16 protein-coding genes are annotated in these 15,426 nt (G+C 72.0%); 11 read left to right on the forward strand and 5 right to left on the reverse strand.

The features are described 5' to 3' along the window. The 3 genes from ACLQ25_RS29160 to ACLQ25_RS29170 all read left to right on the forward strand — a co-directional run. A partial coding sequence (locus tag ACLQ25_RS29160) for an IS110 family transposase (protein ID WP_425733959.1) occupies positions 1 to 918 on the forward strand: 918 nt, incomplete at its 5' end. A gap of 297 nt (positions 919 to 1,215) precedes the next feature. After that, positions 1,216 to 2,409 (forward strand): NAD(P)/FAD-dependent oxidoreductase, encoded by a 1,194-nt coding sequence (locus ACLQ25_RS29165; RefSeq protein WP_425733960.1) that lies wholly within the window; start codon positions 1,216 to 1,218, stop codon positions 2,407 to 2,409. A gap of 31 nt (positions 2,410 to 2,440) precedes the next feature. After that, on the forward strand, positions 2,441 to 3,211 hold the full coding sequence (locus tag ACLQ25_RS29170; protein WP_425733961.1) for an isoprenyl transferase: 771 nt from the start codon (positions 2,441 to 2,443) through the stop codon (positions 3,209 to 3,211). A gap of 4 nt (positions 3,212 to 3,215) precedes the next feature. Here the strand turns inward: ACLQ25_RS29170 and otsB are convergent, their stop codons facing one another. The 3 genes from otsB to ACLQ25_RS29185 all read right to left on the reverse strand — a co-directional run bounded on the left by otsB (position 3,216) and on the right by ACLQ25_RS29185 (position 5,067). Beyond that, positions 3,216 to 4,040: a trehalose-phosphatase gene (gene otsB, locus ACLQ25_RS29175; protein WP_425733962.1), complete on the reverse strand. Its 825-nt coding sequence runs from the start codon at positions 4,038 to 4,040 to the stop codon at positions 3,216 to 3,218. Positions 4,041 to 4,107: 67 nt separating this feature from the next. Then, positions 4,108 to 4,461, reverse strand: a complete 354-nt coding sequence (locus tag ACLQ25_RS29180; RefSeq protein WP_355048878.1) for a hypothetical protein — start codon at positions 4,459 to 4,461, stop codon at positions 4,108 to 4,110. A 162-nt stretch (positions 4,462 to 4,623) separates the two neighbouring features. Further along, the gene (locus ACLQ25_RS29185; RefSeq protein WP_266248891.1) at positions 4,624 to 5,067 is read right to left on the reverse strand and encodes an XRE family transcriptional regulator; all 444 of its coding nucleotides are present in this window, start codon (positions 5,065 to 5,067) and stop codon (positions 4,624 to 4,626) included. A gap of 264 nt (positions 5,068 to 5,331) precedes the next feature. On the opposite strand from ACLQ25_RS29185, the gene ACLQ25_RS29190 reads away from it, so the two are divergent. The 7 genes from ACLQ25_RS29190 to ACLQ25_RS29220 all read left to right on the forward strand — a co-directional run bounded on the left by ACLQ25_RS29190 (position 5,332) and on the right by ACLQ25_RS29220 (position 12,386). Beyond that, positions 5,332 to 5,688: a hypothetical protein gene (locus ACLQ25_RS29190; protein ID WP_355048876.1), complete on the forward strand. Its 357-nt coding sequence runs from the start codon at positions 5,332 to 5,334 to the stop codon at positions 5,686 to 5,688. Between the two features lie 31 nt (positions 5,689 to 5,719). Then, on the forward strand, positions 5,720 to 6,073 hold the full coding sequence (locus tag ACLQ25_RS29195) for a hypothetical protein (RefSeq protein WP_355048875.1): 354 nt from the start codon (positions 5,720 to 5,722) through the stop codon (positions 6,071 to 6,073). A gap of 432 nt (positions 6,074 to 6,505) precedes the next feature. Beyond that, positions 6,506 to 7,921, forward strand: a complete 1,416-nt coding sequence (locus tag ACLQ25_RS29200; RefSeq protein ID WP_425733963.1) for a PhoH family protein — start codon at positions 6,506 to 6,508, stop codon at positions 7,919 to 7,921. 276 nt (positions 7,922 to 8,197) lie between these two features. Next, positions 8,198 to 8,872 carry a lytic transglycosylase domain-containing protein gene (locus ACLQ25_RS29205; protein ID WP_425733964.1) on the forward strand — a complete coding sequence of 225 codons (675 nt, stop codon included), beginning with the start codon at positions 8,198 to 8,200 and terminating at the stop codon, positions 8,870 to 8,872. Positions 8,873 to 8,979: 107 nt separating this feature from the next. After that, positions 8,980 to 9,633, forward strand: a complete 654-nt coding sequence (locus ACLQ25_RS29210) for a rhomboid family intramembrane serine protease (RefSeq protein WP_425733965.1) — start codon at positions 8,980 to 8,982, stop codon at positions 9,631 to 9,633. Positions 9,634 to 9,738: 105 nt separating this feature from the next. Beyond that, positions 9,739 to 10,707, forward strand: coding sequence for an NAD(P)/FAD-dependent oxidoreductase (locus tag ACLQ25_RS29215; RefSeq protein ID WP_425733966.1), 969 nt, complete (start codon positions 9,739 to 9,741; stop codon positions 10,705 to 10,707). A gap of 65 nt (positions 10,708 to 10,772) precedes the next feature. Next, on the forward strand, positions 10,773 to 12,386 hold the full coding sequence (locus ACLQ25_RS29220) for a hypothetical protein (protein ID WP_425733967.1): 1,614 nt from the start codon (positions 10,773 to 10,775) through the stop codon (positions 12,384 to 12,386). A gap of 86 nt (positions 12,387 to 12,472) precedes the next feature. Here the strand turns inward: ACLQ25_RS29220 and ACLQ25_RS29225 are convergent, their stop codons facing one another. Both ACLQ25_RS29225 and glpX read right to left on the reverse strand, forming a co-directional pair. Continuing rightward, positions 12,473 to 13,447 carry a DMT family transporter gene (locus ACLQ25_RS29225; RefSeq protein WP_425733968.1) on the reverse strand — a complete coding sequence of 325 codons (975 nt, stop codon included), beginning with the start codon at positions 13,445 to 13,447 and terminating at the stop codon, positions 12,473 to 12,475. After that, entirely contained in the window at positions 13,444 to 14,475 is a 1,032-nt protein-coding gene (gene glpX / locus ACLQ25_RS29230) for a class II fructose-bisphosphatase (RefSeq protein WP_425733969.1), read from the reverse strand. Before glpX ends, ACLQ25_RS29225 begins: the two co-directional genes overlap by 4 nt. Positions 14,476 to 14,633: 158 nt before the next feature. Between glpX and ACLQ25_RS29235 the strand changes: the two genes are divergently transcribed. Continuing rightward, on the forward strand, positions 14,634 to 15,389 hold the full coding sequence (locus ACLQ25_RS29235) for a DUF4245 family protein (RefSeq protein ID WP_425733970.1): 756 nt from the start codon (positions 14,634 to 14,636) through the stop codon (positions 15,387 to 15,389). Positions 15,390 to 15,426 lie beyond the last annotated feature (37 nt).

Genomic DNA, 15,426 nt, shown 5'->3' on the forward strand with positions numbered 1-15,426 from the left:
GGCAGCGCGAAGACCGATGCCCGTGATGCCTATGTCATCGCTGACGCGGCCCGCACCCTGCCGCACACGCTGCGGCGGGTCGACACCGGCGACGAGGCTCTGGCCGAGCTGGAAGTCCTGGTCGGCTTCGACGACGACCTCGCCGGCGAAGCCACCCGGGTGTCCAACCGGATTCGGGGCCTGCTGACGCAGATCCATCCCGCCTTGGAACGGGTGCTGGGCCCGAAGGTGCACCACAAAGCCGTGTTGGAACTGCTGTCGCGCTGCGGCGGTCCGATCGGGCTGCGCAGGTCCGGCCGCCGCAAGCTGCTCTCGATCACCGCAGCGCACGCGCCCCGCATGGGAGAGCGGCTCGTCGAGCAGATCATGACCGCCCTGGACGAGCAGACCGTCACCGTCCCCGGCACTGCAGCGGCGGAGACGATCCTGCCTCGCCTCGCCGACAACCTCCGCGACGTCCTGCGACAACGCGACCGGGTCGCCGTCGAGGTCGAGAGGATGCTCGATGCGCACCCTCTCGCCCCGGTACTGACCTCGATGCCCGGCATCGGTGTCAGGACCGCAGCCCGGATCCTGCTCGAAGTCGGCGACGGCACCGCGTTCGCCACCCCCGGGCACCTCGCCGCCTACGCGGGCCTCGCCCCCGTCACCACACGATCCGGCAGCAGCATCCGCGGCGAGCACCCACCGCGAGGCGGCAACAAGACCCTCAAACGGGCGTTCTTCCTCGCCGCGTTCGCAGCCCTCGCCGACCCCGTCAGCAGGGCCTACTACGACCGCAAACGCGCCGAAGGCAAACGCCACAACGCCGCCCTCATCTGCCTCGCCCGCCGCCGCTGCGACGTCCTCTACGCCATGCTCCGCGACAAGATCCCCTACCAACCACGGCCGACAGATCAGGCACCCGTCCCCGCTTGACGAAACCCATAGGGACACCCCCCGGCCCCCCGCCCCGCCCTCCCGCCCCCGCCCTCCCGCCCCCGCCCCCGCCCGCGCCTGCGCCTGCGCCCGCGTCGATCATGGACTTGTGGTGCCTGATGTGTGGTTTTCTGCTGCTTTTGTCGCCCACCACAACACCATGATCGACGGCGTTGGCGGACCTGTGACGACGTCGGACTGAAGGGCGCGCCATCGGGAGCGGGCCGGACGGGCGGGCAGGGGGGAGGATGGCGGGGTGGCGTCGGTCACAAGGGTCGGTGTGGGCGGCGCAGGTGGATGGTCGGGGCGGTGCGGGAGCAGTCGCGTCGGTCCGGAGGGAGGCGCGCGGTGAGCGACGAGTTCGACGTGGTGGTGGTCGGAGCCGGGCCGGCCGGGGCGGCCGCCGCCCTGACGGCCCGCCGGGCGGGTGCCAGCGTGCTGCTGCTGGACCGTGCCGACTTTCCCCGGGACAAGGCGTGTGGCGACGGGATCGCTGCGCACTCGGTGGACGTCCTCAACGAGTTGGGCGTGACCGAGGCGGTGGCCGGGTACGCCCCGCTGCCCGCGCTGCGGATGGTCTCGCCGGGCGGCCAGGCGGTGGCTCGGGCGCTGCCCCGGCCGGCGTACACCGTGCCTCGGGAGGTCTTCGACGCGCGGCTGGTGGCCGCGGCGGTGGCCGCTGGCGCGCAGTTGCGTCGGCACAGCGTCCGGCGGGTCCAGCCGCGGGGCGACCGGGTGGTGCTCGACGGCGAGCTGTCCGGCCGGGTGGTGGTGGGCGCGGACGGCGCCGGGTCGGTGGTGCGTCGGGCCCTCGGCCACCCCGTCAACCCCGACCGGCACCTCGCGCTGGCCATCCGTGGGTACGCGCCCGCGCTGCCCGGGCCACCCGAGCAGCTCATCGTGACCTCCAAGGCGCGCTGGCCGGCGTACGCCTGGTCGTTCCCGATCGGCGACGGGCGGGCGAACGTCGGGTACGGGGAGGTGCTGCGCGGTGAGCCGCTGAGCCGCGCGTACCTGCTGGATCGGTTGGCCGCGCTGCTGCCCGGCACCGACCTGTCGACGGTGACCGCGTTGCGCGCCCACCACCTGCCGCTGTCCACGCACCGGCCGGCGCCGGGTCGGGACCGTACCCTGCTGGCCGGCGACGCCCTGTCGCTGATCAATCCGTTCACCGGGGAGGGCATCTTCTACGCGCTGCTCTCCGGGGCGTTGGCCGGGGCCGCTGCGGCTCGGGAACCGGAGGCGGCGGCCCGCCGCTACGCCGCGGGTCTGCGTCGCCGCCTCGGCACACATCTGCGCCACAGCTCGGTGGCCGCCTGGTTGGCGCGGCGGCGACGAGTGGTCGACGCCGCGGTCCGGGCGGCCCGTCGGGACGACCGGGTGTTCGACGACGTGGTCGAGTTGGGGCTTGGCGACGGGCGGCTCACCGCCCGTACGCTGGGCATGATCGGCATCGAACTGTCCGGCGGGGATCGCCCTCCGAAGGGGTGATCCGGCGGGCGGGTCGCTACGCTGCTAGGTGATGACGCTGCGGAACCTTATCTACTCCGTGTACGAGCGCCGGCTCACGGGGAAGCTCGCGGGCAAGCCGGTGCCCCGGCACGTCGGGGTGATGTGCGACGGCAACCGACGGTGGGCCCGCGAGATGGGCTACGTCGACCCGAACGATGGGCACCGGGTCGGTGCGGCGAAGATCAAGCATGTCCTCGGGTGGTGTGACCAGGCCGGTATCGGCCATGTCACGCTCTACCTGCTCGCCACCGACAACCTGCGCCGCCCGGCCAGCGAACTGGATCCGCTGTTGCAGATCATCGAGGACCTGGTGGTGGAGCTGGCGGAGGAGGGCAACCCCTGGCGGCTGCGCATCGTCGGCGCGCTCGACCTGCTGCCCGCCCAGACCGCCGCGGCGCTCAAGGGCGCCGAGGAGCGTACCCGGGACCGCAGCGGCGGCGCGGAGGTCAACATCGCGGTCGGCTACGGCGGGCGGCGGGAGATCACCGATGCCGTCCGCTCGCTGCTGCTGGAGCACGCCGCATCCGGTGGCACCCTCGAGGAGTTGGCCGAGGTGCTGGACGTCGAGCACATCGCCGAACACCTCTACACCCGTGGCCAGCCCGACCCCGACCTGGTCATCCGTACGAGCGGGGAGCAGCGACTGTCCGGGTTCATGCTGTGGCAGTCCGCGCACTCGGAGTTCTACTTCTGCGAGCTGAACTGGCCGGATTTCCGGCACATCGACTTTCTGCGGGCACTGCGCTCGTACGCCACCCGCCAGCGCCGCTACGGCGCTTGAGGCCTCAGGGGAGCTGGTCCAGGGCCCGGGTCAGGAAGTCCCCAAGCGCGGCCGGTGACTCGATGGTCAGGTCGGCCGCGTCGGCCACCTCCTGGCCGGTCTCCGGGTTGGCCACGGCCACACAGACACCGAAGAAGTCCGGGTCCGCCTCGGCGCGGGCGCGCAGCGCCGCGAACGCCTTGATGTCGGAGACGTCGTCGCCGAAGTACCAGGCGCCGCTGGCGCTCTGGACCACCTCGCCGATCACCATTCCCTTGTCCCGGTCGACCGGTGGCTTGAGCTCCAGCACCATCCGACCGGCCTGCACCCGCAGCCCCAGGCGGTCGGCCTGCGCCTGACCCCACTGCTGCACCGTCGCACCGAGCTGTGGGGCCGTACGCCAGTGCAGCGCGACGGAGAGCCGCTTGAACTCGACGAGGGCGCCGGGTGGCAGCTCCTCGCGCGCCAGGTCGGCCAGCTCGGCCATGGTGGGCACCCAGGGCAGGGCGGTGGGCTCGGTGACGGTCTCCCCACCGGAGTGGCTGTGCTCCAGGCCGTAGAGGCCGTACAGGTCCACGCCGCTCAGCTCGCCGAGGCGGTCGCGGAGGAACTCGACGGGTCGCGCGGAGACGATCGCGATCCGCTGCACCACCGGGGCCAGCGCCTCGATCGCGGCGAGCGCATTCGGCGCGGGACGGACCGCAGTCGGATCGTCGTCGACGGGCGCGAGTGTGCCGTCGAAGTCGAAGAAGAGCACGGTCCCACCGGCCCGGCCGGCGGTTATCTGCCATGCCTGGTCGGCGTTCAACGGGGTCCTTGGCTGGTGGTTGCCCAGATTCAACGGCGGCACGCGCGTCAGCGTACCCCGGCGTTGGAGGCTCATTCCTGGCCGAGCGGACCCACCCGGCGGCGCTCGGTCAGCGTTCGGCGGCCCCTCGTCCACGGCGGCCGAACGGCACCACCGCCGCCTCCTGTCCGTGGCTGAGCAGGTAGCCCTCCACGAATCCGGTGTTGCGATCCCCGGTGTGGGTCTCGATTTCGTTGAGGCGTGCCACCAGGAACTCGGTGAGCGCGCTGATCCGGTCGTTGAGCCGCTCGTGCAGTTCCGCGACGACGGCCAGGATGACCGCCGTTCCGGCGCTGGTGAGCGCGAGAAGGTTGACGAGCAGCGGCAGCTGCCCACCGTTGACCGCGAGGGTCACCACGTTGCCGGTCGCCCACAGTGTCATCGACACCGTGGCGACCACGACTCCCCACCACTTCAGGGTCATGGACAGACCCCTCCTTCTGTCCCGCAGGGCTAGGTTCGGCCTTGTCCCGTCCCCCCGCCGATGACGAGCCCAAGCAGTACGAATAGGGACGCTAGCGTGCCCGTTCCTGCCCCGGAGCGAAACGAATGAACCTGACCAGGCGTTCTTTCGCCATCTGAGGAACTACCCGGCTTGATTGCCTCTATTTCGGACATCGACCGGCAGCGTTGGGCGGTATGCGAGGTATCTAATGGTTTCGCGGATGTGGAACTTCTCCGCGTCCGACACGTTCGGGTCGACCAGGCGGCGCAGCAGGGCCTCCACGTCCGGGTCCATCGGAGGGGCCGGCTGTCCGGCCCGGGGGCCGCTGGCGGTGCGGTCCCAACCCAGCGCGGCGAAGGCGGCGGCGGGGTTCAGCCCCAGGCCCTCGCAGAACGCGACCACTCGTTCGGCCTCGGGGTCGCTGGCCCAGTCGCCACGGACCCACCGGTTGATCGTCTGCCGGGAGACGCCGGTACGCCGTGACACCTCGGTGCCGCTCCAGGCACGTGTGGCCCGCGCCTCGTCGAGGGCGCGCCGAACGAAGGTGGCGAAGGCGATTTTTCGCGCGTTGGCCGTCTCGGTCACCCCGTGACGGTACGACCAGCCGTCAGCGGATGTTTGCCCAGGCACGCTGCTGTCACGCGGACGTGACGGCACTCTCGGATTCGGAACCAACGATCCAGCGCCGCTTTTGAGGGGTGTCACCCGGGCAGAATAGATGCCCGTCGTGGCGAATGTAAGGGGACGAAAAGCTGATACTGTCACGCTCATGGGACAATCTACGGTGTGTCACGTGCATGAGACGACTGGTGCTCACATGCGTCACGCCCCCGGTGCCGAGGGGGTGTGGTGACCGAGCTCGCCACCCGAGCCCAGGCCTTCGGGCTGATCGCCGAGGGAGTGGCAGCGGGGCTGAGTGCCCCGTGGCGCCTCTACCTCGCCCGAGGCTGCCGATACCTGTCGCTGAGCGTCGGCGACCGCACCGAGTGGAACGCCTGGCGTACCCACCTCGGCTGCCCCGAGTTGAGCGTCCGGGTCTACGACGCCGGCGGGGAGATCCGTCGATCCTCGGTCGCCGAGGTCGTGCTGGACGGCTGTCGGATCACCGTCGAGCTGGTCGAGGAGGTCAGCACCGACGACCTGGACCGGCTGCTGGTCGCGGACCCCACGGCCGACCCCACCACGGTCGAGCCGGAGGAGCGATGAGCCGGCGTCCGGGCCGGGCGGGGGGCGCCCGATGAGCCCGTTCCTCGTGGTCTTCCTCGTCCTGGTGCTCGGTGCCACCAGCTACGCCGCCGGCCGCCTGCACGGCCAGCTCAGTTACCGCATCGGCTATCGCTTCGGTTACCGCCAGGGTTACTTCGACGGGGACCGGGGCGCCTGGAACCGCCGCCGCCGCGACGCCCAGGCGGCGATCGCCTCCGCGTTGTCGGTCTCCTCCCCGGGGGCCGTCCGCTCCGCCGGCACGGTCGTCCGCCCCGACGCGGTGGCCCGCCCCGGCACCACCTACACCGGCTCGTCGTTCACCGCGCCGGCCGCCCCGATCACCGGGCGGCACCCGACCGGCACGCTCGTTCGACGAACCGGCTGAGCCGGCTGGCGGGTCGCCCCCGAGCGTCCCGCCGACCGGCACGCGGGAACGCGGTGCGTCGTCCGCGGCGGACACGCACCGTCGGGGCCACGTCAGACCGGTGACGGCGGCCCCGCCGGCCGGGATGCGCGCAGGGGGCATGCATCCCGGCCGGCTCGCCGCGCCCTGCCGCCACGGTGACGGACGCCGCGCGTCGTCCCCCGCCGGCTCGTCCGTTCGGCGCTGTTCACACGGCCGTCTCCAGAGATCCACGATCGCCCCTAGCCGGGACGGTCCTCCGCCGCTAGCGTCTAGGCATGGCGCGGGGTTCTCCCGAGCCAGCCGGTCCACCCGGATCTGCGACCTCGCGCACGGGGTTCCGCATCCGACCCCTCCGGGCACCGGACGAGGCGGAAAACGGGTGGCCGGGTGCCCATCCGTCGGAGCAGGCCTGTGACGACTCGCCGTACCACCGCCGGTGCCGACCAGACCCCGGCCGCGACTGCCACGACCCGCCGCGCCGCCCGGAGCCGCCGTGCGGCGGACGCCGCGCCGGCCGAGAACAAGGAGCCCCGACCAGCGGGGCAGGCCTTCGTTCTCGACACCTCTGTGCTGCTGTCCGACCCGGCGGCGTTCCACCGCTTCGCCGAGCACGAGGTGGTGCTGCCACTGGTGGTCATCAGCGAGTTGGAGGGCAAGCGGCACCATCCGGAGCTGGGCTGGTTCGCTCGGCAGTCGTTGCGGATGCTCGACGAACTGCGCGTCCGGCACGGCCGCCTCGACCGACCGGTACCCGCCAACGACGCGGGCGGGACGCTGCGGGTGGAGCTGAACCACACCGACGACGGCGTACTGCCCCCCGGGTTCCGCACCGAGAGCAACGACGCCCGGATCCTGTCGGTGGCGCTCAACCTCGCCGCCGAGGGGCGGGACGTCACGCTGGTCAGCAAGGACATGCCGCTGCGGGTCAAGGCCGCCTCGGTGGGTCTGCGCGCCGACGAGTACCGCCACGGTCAGGCCAGCGACCCGACCTGGACCGGCATGTCGGAGATGGAGTTGGGCGAGGAGCAGATCGGCCAGTTGTACGCGGGCGAGACGCTTGACCTGGACGAGGCGGCCGGGCTGTCCTGCCACACCGGGCTGGTGCTGCACTCGGCGCGCGGTTCGGCGCTCGGGCGGGTGCTGCCCGACAAGTCGGTCCGCCTGGTCCGGGGCGACCGTGAGGCGTTCGGGCTGCACGGCCGCTCGGCCGAGCAACGAATCGCCCTCGACCTGCTGCTCGACGAGACGATCGGGATCGTCTCGCTGGGGGGCCGGGCCGGCACCGGCAAGTCGGCGTTGGCGCTCTGCGCCGGCCTGGAGGCCGTGATGGAACGTCGCCGGCACAAGAAGGTGATCGTCTTCCGCCCGCTGTACGCCGTCGGTGGTCAGGAGTTGGGCTATCTGCCCGGGTCGGAGTCGGAGAAGATGTCGCCCTGGGCGCAGGCGGTCTTCGACACGCTCGGCGCGGTCGTGCACGAGAACGTGCTGGAGGAGGTCACCTCGCGGGGCATCCTCGAGGTGCTGCCGCTGACCCACATCCGGGGGCGCAGCCTGCACGACGCCTTCGTGATCGTGGACGAGGCCCAGTCGTTGGAGCGCGGGGTGCTGCTCACCGTGCTGTCCCGGATCGGGCAGGGGTCCCGGGTGGTGCTCACCCACGACGTGGCCCAGCGGGACAATCTGCGGGTCGGCCGGCACGATGGTGTGACCGCGGTGATCGAGGCGTTGAAGGGGCATCCGCTCTTCGCCCACGTCACGCTCAGCCGTTCGGAGCGGTCGCCGATCGCCGCGATGGTGACGGATCTTCTCGAGGACATCCCGCTGTGATGGGGGTTTTGTAGCAGTTCGTCCCTATTTTAAGTGTGGCACAGGTCACAAACGGCGCGGTCGGTTTCCCATGTGCCTCACTGTGCGCGATGGTGTCCCACGAGCGCCCACGCACCACAGGCATCGTCGATGATCGCTTGCCCGAGGTCAGGGTGGCATCAGTGGCGATCGGTGCGTCGGCGCGACCGGCTCACCGGTCGGGGCGCTCACGGCACGGCTGAGGGCTGACGTGGCCCGGCCGCGCCGTGTCCTTGCCCCCGACGAAGGGACCACCTCGTGAGTCGGCTGTGGAGCCGGTTGGGTGCCCGTACGGCCGCCGTCGCGTTGCTCTCCGTGGGCGTCGCAGGTGGCTTCTACCTGGGCGAAGACCGGGAAACTCAGCAGCAGGGCCTGACCGCGCAGGTCGGCGTCGAGGTCGACCGCGTCGACTTCGCGTACCAGCGCGAGCGCCAGGCCAGCCACCAGGTCGCGTTCGCCCGGCAGCGGGCCGCCGAGTACCAGGCCAAGCTGCGGGCGGCCCAGGCGGCCAAGGAGGCCGCCGAGCGGGCCCGCCGGGCCGAGGCCGCTGCCGCGTCGCGCAAGCGCGAGCGCGAGGCGGCGGAGCAGGCCGCCAAGCCGTACGACGGGCCGATCCCGGAGTCCTGCGCGGAGTACAGCGGCAACCGCAAGATCGGTTGTGCGCTGATGCTCGAGAAGGGCTTCGCCATCTCCGAGTTCCCCTGCCTGGAGAAGCTCTGGACCAAGGAGAGCGGCTGGAACCACAAGGCCGCCAACCCCATCGGCGCGTACGGCATTCCGCAGTCGCTGCCGGGCAGCAAGATGGGCACGGTCGCGGACGACTGGCGCACCAACCCGGCCACCCAGATCATCTGGGGCCTGGGCTACATCAAGGGCAAGTACAAGACGCCCTGTGGCGCCTGGACCTACTTCCAGAACAACAACCACTACTGACGACGTACGACGGCGGGGCGGGTGGACGATCACCCGCCCCGCCGTCGCGCGTAACCCGGTCGGGACGTGAGTGGCGGTCGGCCCCTTTTGCTGATAGCAGTTGGGGGGTGAGCCTGCACCCGCCAAGCGGCGACCCGTTCCGGTTCGGCACCGAGGCGTTCTACGCTTCCCTCGGCCGGGCCTTCGTCGCCATGTGCGCGGTGGTCCCGTTCCTCTTCCTCATCGAGGCGATCGACCAGGGGCTCGCGTTCGGCCTGGACGCGACCGCCGGCATCATCCCGCACCGCATCGACGGCCTCGACGGTGTCTTCTTCTCGCCGTTCCTGCACCACGGCTTCGACCACCTCTACAGCAACAGCATCCCGCTGATCCTGCTGGGCACGTTCGTGCTGGCCGCCGGCGCGCGCCGGTTCCTGTGGTCGACCCTGGTCATCATCCTGGTGTCCGGCCTCGGGGTCTGGTTCACCGGCTCGCCCAACTCGGTGGTGGTCGGCGCGAGTGGGGTGATCTTCGGCTACCTGGGCATCCTGCTCACCCGCGGCATCGTCGAGCGCAGTTGGTGGAACTTCGCCGTCTTCCTGCTCGTCGGCCTGCTCTACGGCTGGCAACTCGTCGGCATCCTCCCCACGGACGAGCGGATCTCCTGGCAGGGGCACCTGTTCGGGCTGCTCGGCGGCGTGGTGGCCGCGATCCTGTTCCGCCGCCGCCGGCCCACGGTGGACGGTCCGGACTACTCGGGATCCACCCTCAGCATGCCCTGACCTGCTTGTCGGCGCGCCCCTGGGACATGCTTGCCCGACCGCCGCGCCGCGCCTACCGTCGAGATCAGCACGCGTTGATCCGCGAGCGGAAAGCGACGGTACGCCATGCGCGAGGTCGATGTCGCCGTGATCGGGGCCGGTCCCGCCGGTCTCTTCGCCGCGTACTACGCCGGGTTCCGGGGCCTGTCCGTGGCGGTGATCGACGCGCTTCCGGAGCCGGGCGGCCAGATCACCGCGATGTATCCGGAAAAGCTGATCCTCGACGTGGCCGGCTTCCCCGCCGTCAAGGGCCGTGACCTGGTCGCCAACCTGGTCGCCCAGGCGGCGCCCTTCGCTCCGCGGTACCTGCTCGGCACGCGGGCCGAGAAGCTGTCGTATACCGATGACCGGCCGGTGCTCGGCCTGGCCGACGGCGAGCAGCTGGGCTGCGGCGCGGTCGTGGTCACCGGCGGGCTCGGCAGCTTCAGCCCACGGCCGCTGCCCTGCGCCGACGGCGCCCCCGGTGCCGGCATCGTCTACTTCGTGACCGACCCGGCCGAGTTGACCGACCGGGACGTGCTCATCGTCGGCGGCGGCGACTCCGCCTTCGACTGGGCGCTGGCCCTGCAACCGCTGGCCCGCTCGGTGACCCTCGTGCACCGCCGGGAGAAGTTCCGGGCTCACGCCTCGACGGTCGCCCGGGTGTTGTCGCTGCCGGTGCGGGTGATCGTCAACGCCGAGGTCACCCGCCTGATCGGGGACGCCACGGTGACCGGCGCCGAGGTGACCGTGCGCGGCGGCGCGGCCGAGACCCTTCCGGTGGACACGGTGGTCGCCGCCCTCGGCTTCACCGCCGACCTTGGTCCCCTCGCCGAATGGGGGCTCCGGCTCGACCGCCGGCACATCGTGGTGGACAGCGCGATGGCGACGAACCTTCCGAGGGTCTTCGCGGCCGGCGACATCACCGAGTACCCGGGCAAGGTGCGCCTGATCGCCACCGGCTTCGGCGAGGCCGCCACGGCGGTCAACAACGCGGCGGTCGCCATCGACCCGAGCGCGCACCTGTTCCCCGGGCACTCCTCCGAGGCGGGCTGACCGTCGGTATCGGACGCTGACCGGTCCGTGTCCGGTTCGAGACGGGTCGGCCGCACCCTGAGAGGATGACGGGCTCCGAGAAGCCGCAGGACGGCGCATCCACGACGCTGTCGTGGCTGTGCCATCCGGTCACCCTGCTGGCCCTGGTGGTGTTGCTGCTCAACGACCGTCTGTGGAAGGCGGCGTATCCGGGCCTGGTGACGGGTAAGCTGAGTGACGTGGCGGGCCTGGTGCTCGCTCCGCCGTTGGTCGCGGTGCTCCTCACGCTGCTGGTGCTGCGGCTGCCGGCCCGCACGGCCGCGCTGGTCGGCCTGGTCGCGGTGGGCGCCGGATTCGCGGTGGTCAAATCCAGTGGATACGCCGCTGAGCTGGCCTCCTCGGCCTGGACCGCACTGGCGGGACCGTCACTGGTACGGGCCGACCGGACCGACCTGTTCACGCTGCCGGCACTCGGCCTGGCGTGGTGGAGCTGGACCCGGTCCCGGGCGCGTCCGGTGCGGCGGCGGACTGCCCGCCTGGTCCGACTGCTGGTCGTGTTGCCGCCGGCGGTGTTGGCGGTGGCCGCCACCAGCGCGGCCTGGTTCCCCTACGCGCTGGGTACGACGATGCTTGACGGCCGCCCGGCGATCTCGGTCGGCGGGGGCTCCGAAGACGCGTCGTACTGGCCGGACGACCCGGCCGACGGCCAGTGGGCGGTCAGCGACGACGGGGCGGTGACCTGGCGTAACGCCACCGTTGACGAGACGGGACGGCTGAACAGCCAGGACTCCCCGCGTCAGCGGGCGTGTGCGCCGGAAGACCCACGGCGCTGCTACCGGGTGATACCGGGGCACCTCCGGGTGGAGCAGAGCGACGACGCCGGCGTGACCTGGCAGGTTGCCTGGGAGGTGCCGGACCCGCAGCGCGACGCGTTGGCCCAGCGCTATGCGGCCCCCGGCGACGCCCGCCGCCACTTCTCCTCCCGGGAACTGGTCGTCTATCCACACCTGGGCGGCGGCCACGAGGTGCTGGTCGCGAACGGTCGGGACGGCTTCCTGCGTCGCCTGTCGGACGGCGGGTGGCGACGCGTCGGGTTCCTCGGTGCGCAGCCGTCCGCGACCGACCCGCCCGAACTGCCCCCGCTGAGCGACAGCGGGCGGGTCCTACGCGAGGTCGACCTCTGGCTCGCGTTCGGGCTCGCGTTGCTGCTCGGCTGCGTGGTCACCGTGTTCGCCGGTCATCTGGCGATCCGACGTGGCGGCGGCGGTCGCGGGTGGGGGATCGCCGGGGCCCTCACGATCGTGCTGGCCGGACTCGTGCTGGATGCCAGCTGGTCCCGGGTCGACGCGACGAGCGTCGTGGTCACGGTGCTGTTCCTCGTCGTGCCGTTGGGCGCGTTGGCGGCGGGCGCGCTGCTCCTCGTCGTGTGGCTCAAATTTGCTCCGGGACACTGGGTCGGGTTGGCCGTGGGTGATCTGCTGCTCACCGTGATCTTGGCCTCGCTGCCGCTGGCCGGCTGGCTGAACGGCACACCCGGGCAGACCTGGGTGGCCGTCGCGCTGGCCGTGCTGGCCACCGTGCCGGGCCTGCTGCTGGCCGTCCGGCTCGCCCGGCTGGCCGACCCGACCCGTGCAGAGAATCGGCGCGACACGCCGCCCTGCCCGCCCTACCAACCCCTACCGCCGCGGGTTGCGCCTTGATCGACTCGGGTTCTTGAAGATCGGGGCGTCGGAGGCGGTGGGACACCGCGGTTCCCATGAACCAGGGTGGATCAAGCTGCCAACGATCACGGCTGGGCGGCGGGTGGGGCCAGGGCGGTTATCAGCACGGCCACCAACGTCAGTGCGGCCCCGAGCAGGCTGTTCACGCTGGGATGCGAGGCCGCTGTGGGCAGCAGCAGGTCCAGCAGCACGGCCCCCACGATCTGGCCGGCGATGGTGGCCAGGCCGAGCAGCAGCACGCCTGTCGTCCGCACGATCGCGGCGGCGATCGCGATGAACACGATGCCGATCGGGCCGCCCAGGTAGAGCCACGGCTCGCTCGGCGCGTGACCGGTCGGCCAGCCGCGTACGGCGATGTCGACCGCGAACGCGACCAGCAGGGTTGCCGTGCCCACGGCGAAGTTCACGAGCGTGGCGGTCAACGCGCTGTCGGCCGCCCCCCGGACCTGCCCGTTCACCGCCTGCTGCCAGGCGATGCCCACCCCGGCCAGCAGGGGCAGCAGCGCCAGCGCCAGCCCGCCCAGGTCGCCGAGCCGGTCACCGACCGCCAGGACGACCGCGAGGACCGTGAGCACCGCGCCGGCCAGGCGCTGCCGGGTGACCGGCTGCCGACCGGTCGGGCCGATGCCGGCGCGGTCGACGGCGAGGCTGCTGCCGGACTGGCCGGCCACCACCGCCACGCTGAAGACCGCCACCCCCAGCGAGCCGATGGTGAGCCCCTGCGTGGCCACCAGCAACGCCCCGCACATTCCCCCGAGGCACTGCCACGGGCGCAGCGTGCCGGCCGTGAGGGCCCGCCGTACGGCGAGCAGCCCTCGCCGCCCGCCAGGGGTGGCCGGCACCAGCACCAGCAGCACCACAAGGCCCAGCCCGAACGAGACCACCGCGGCGGCGAAACCGTCGGCCAGGCGTACACCCAGCTCGCCGTTGATCCGAGACTGCGCCGCCACCGCGACCCCGGCGACCGACGCCAGCGCGACACCGATGATCCGGCGGGTGGCGGGCAGGGTCGGCGGAGCCGCGGTGCCGGTGCCGCTCACTCCTGTTCGGCGAGCGGGCGACCGTCGAAGTCGACCGCGGAGTAGAGCGCCAGCTTCTCCAGCCGGTGGTACGAGTCGATGACCCGGATGGTGCCGCTCTTCGAGCGCATGACGATCGACTGGGTGTACGCGCCGCCGGCCCGGTACCGCACCCCGCGCAGCAGGTCACCGGAGGTGACACCGGTCGCCACGAAGAAGCAGTTGTCACCGGTGACCAGGTCGTCGGTGCCGAGCACCCGGCCCAGGTCGTGCCCGGCGGCGAGGGCCTTCTCCCGCTCCTCGGCGTCGCGCGGCCAGAGTTTGGCCTGCATCGCGCCGCCCATGCACTTGAGCGCGCAGGCCGAGATGATGCCCTCCGGGGTGCCGCCGATGCCCATGAGCACGTCGACGTCCGACTCGCCGCGGGCCGCCAGGATGGAACCGGCGATGTCGCCGTCGGAGATGAACCTGATGCCCGCGCCGGTCCTTCGGATCTGGGTGACCAGGTCTTCGTGGCGGCTGCGGTCGAGCACGCAGACGGTCACCTCGGAGACGTCGGTGCCCTTGATCTTGGCGATCCGGCGCAGGTTCTCGCTGACCCCGGCGTTGATGTCGATCACGTCGGCGTACGCGGGGCCGACCGCGAGCTTCTCCATGTAGAAGACCGCGCTGGGGTCGAACATCGCGCCTCGCTCCGAGACGGCGAGCACCGCGAGGGCGTTCGGCATGCCCTTGCTCATCAGCGTGGTGCCGTCCACCGGGTCGACCGCGACGTCCACCTCCGGTCCGGTGCCGTCGCCGACGTGTTCGCCGTTGAAGAGCATCGGGGCGTTGTCCTTCTCGCCCTCGCCGATCACCACGACACCGCGCATCTGGATCGAGTTGATCAGCTTGCGCATGGCGTCGACAGCGGCGCCGTCGCCGCCCTCCTTGTCCCCCCGGCCGACCCAGCGGCCGGCGGCCATCGCTGCGGCCTCGGTGACCCGGACCAGGTCGAGGGCCAGGTTGCGGTCGAGATCCTGTGGGATCCGGGTCCTGGTGTTCGTCATGACGGCTGCTCCTCCTCGCGACGGTGCGGGGACAGCCGGCGGCGAACTGGCGTCGCTGCCGGCTTTGTCGCTGATCCTCACACGATGGCCGACGGAGCGCCGGTGCGGGGCGGTGATGGGCCGGATACCGCCGGTCGGGCGGCTGCGAAGATGGCAGGGTGGAACCCGCACAGCCTGCTGACCGCGTACCCGCCGACCAGACGCCGCCCGACGGCCAGCCGCCGGCCGACCTCCCGGACGCCACCGGCGCCGGGCCCGCCGCGACGGGCCCGGCGGATCCGACGGCACCGACCACCGGCGAGCCGGCCCTGGTCGCCCACGAGGCGACCCCCGTGGCCGAGCCGGCCCACGTCGGACCGGGGCCGGCGGCCCGGCCGTCGCCGCCCCGGGCGGCCGCGACGACGGGCAAGGCCGAGCGGTCACCCAAGGACATGGCGATCTCGCTGCTGGTGCTGCTCGTTCCGATCGCGCTGCTGCTGGCGTTCTACCGGGGTTTCCTGGGCGGGGACCAGGCCACCACCGTCGACCCCGCCCCGGCGATCGAACAGGCCCGGTCCGCGAACACGGTGCCGGTGAGCGAGCCGCAGGGGCTCGGCTCCGGCTGGCGTACGGTCAGCGCCCGCTACCAGAGCGTCGAGGGCGGCGCGACGCTGCGGATCGGCTACCTGACGCCGGAGGGCAGGGGTGTGCAGCTCGTGCAGAGCAACGTGCCGGCCGAGCGGCTGCTCCCGGCCGAGCTGACCGACCAGGGGCAGCCACAGGGCACGACCGAGTTGAGTGGCCGCACCTGGCAGCGGTACACGGCCCGGGGTAACCAGCAGGCGCTGGCCCTGCTGGAACCGACCCGTACGGTGCTCGTGATCGGTGACGCGCGGGACAACGAACTGCGCGAGTTGGCCGGCGCGTTGCGCTGAGTAGTCCACAGTCGACGAGGCGCACGCCGAGAGGGCC

This window comes from Micromonospora sp. DT44, assembly GCF_049841635.1.
GTDB lineage: Bacteria > Actinomycetota > Actinomycetes > Mycobacteriales > Micromonosporaceae > Micromonospora.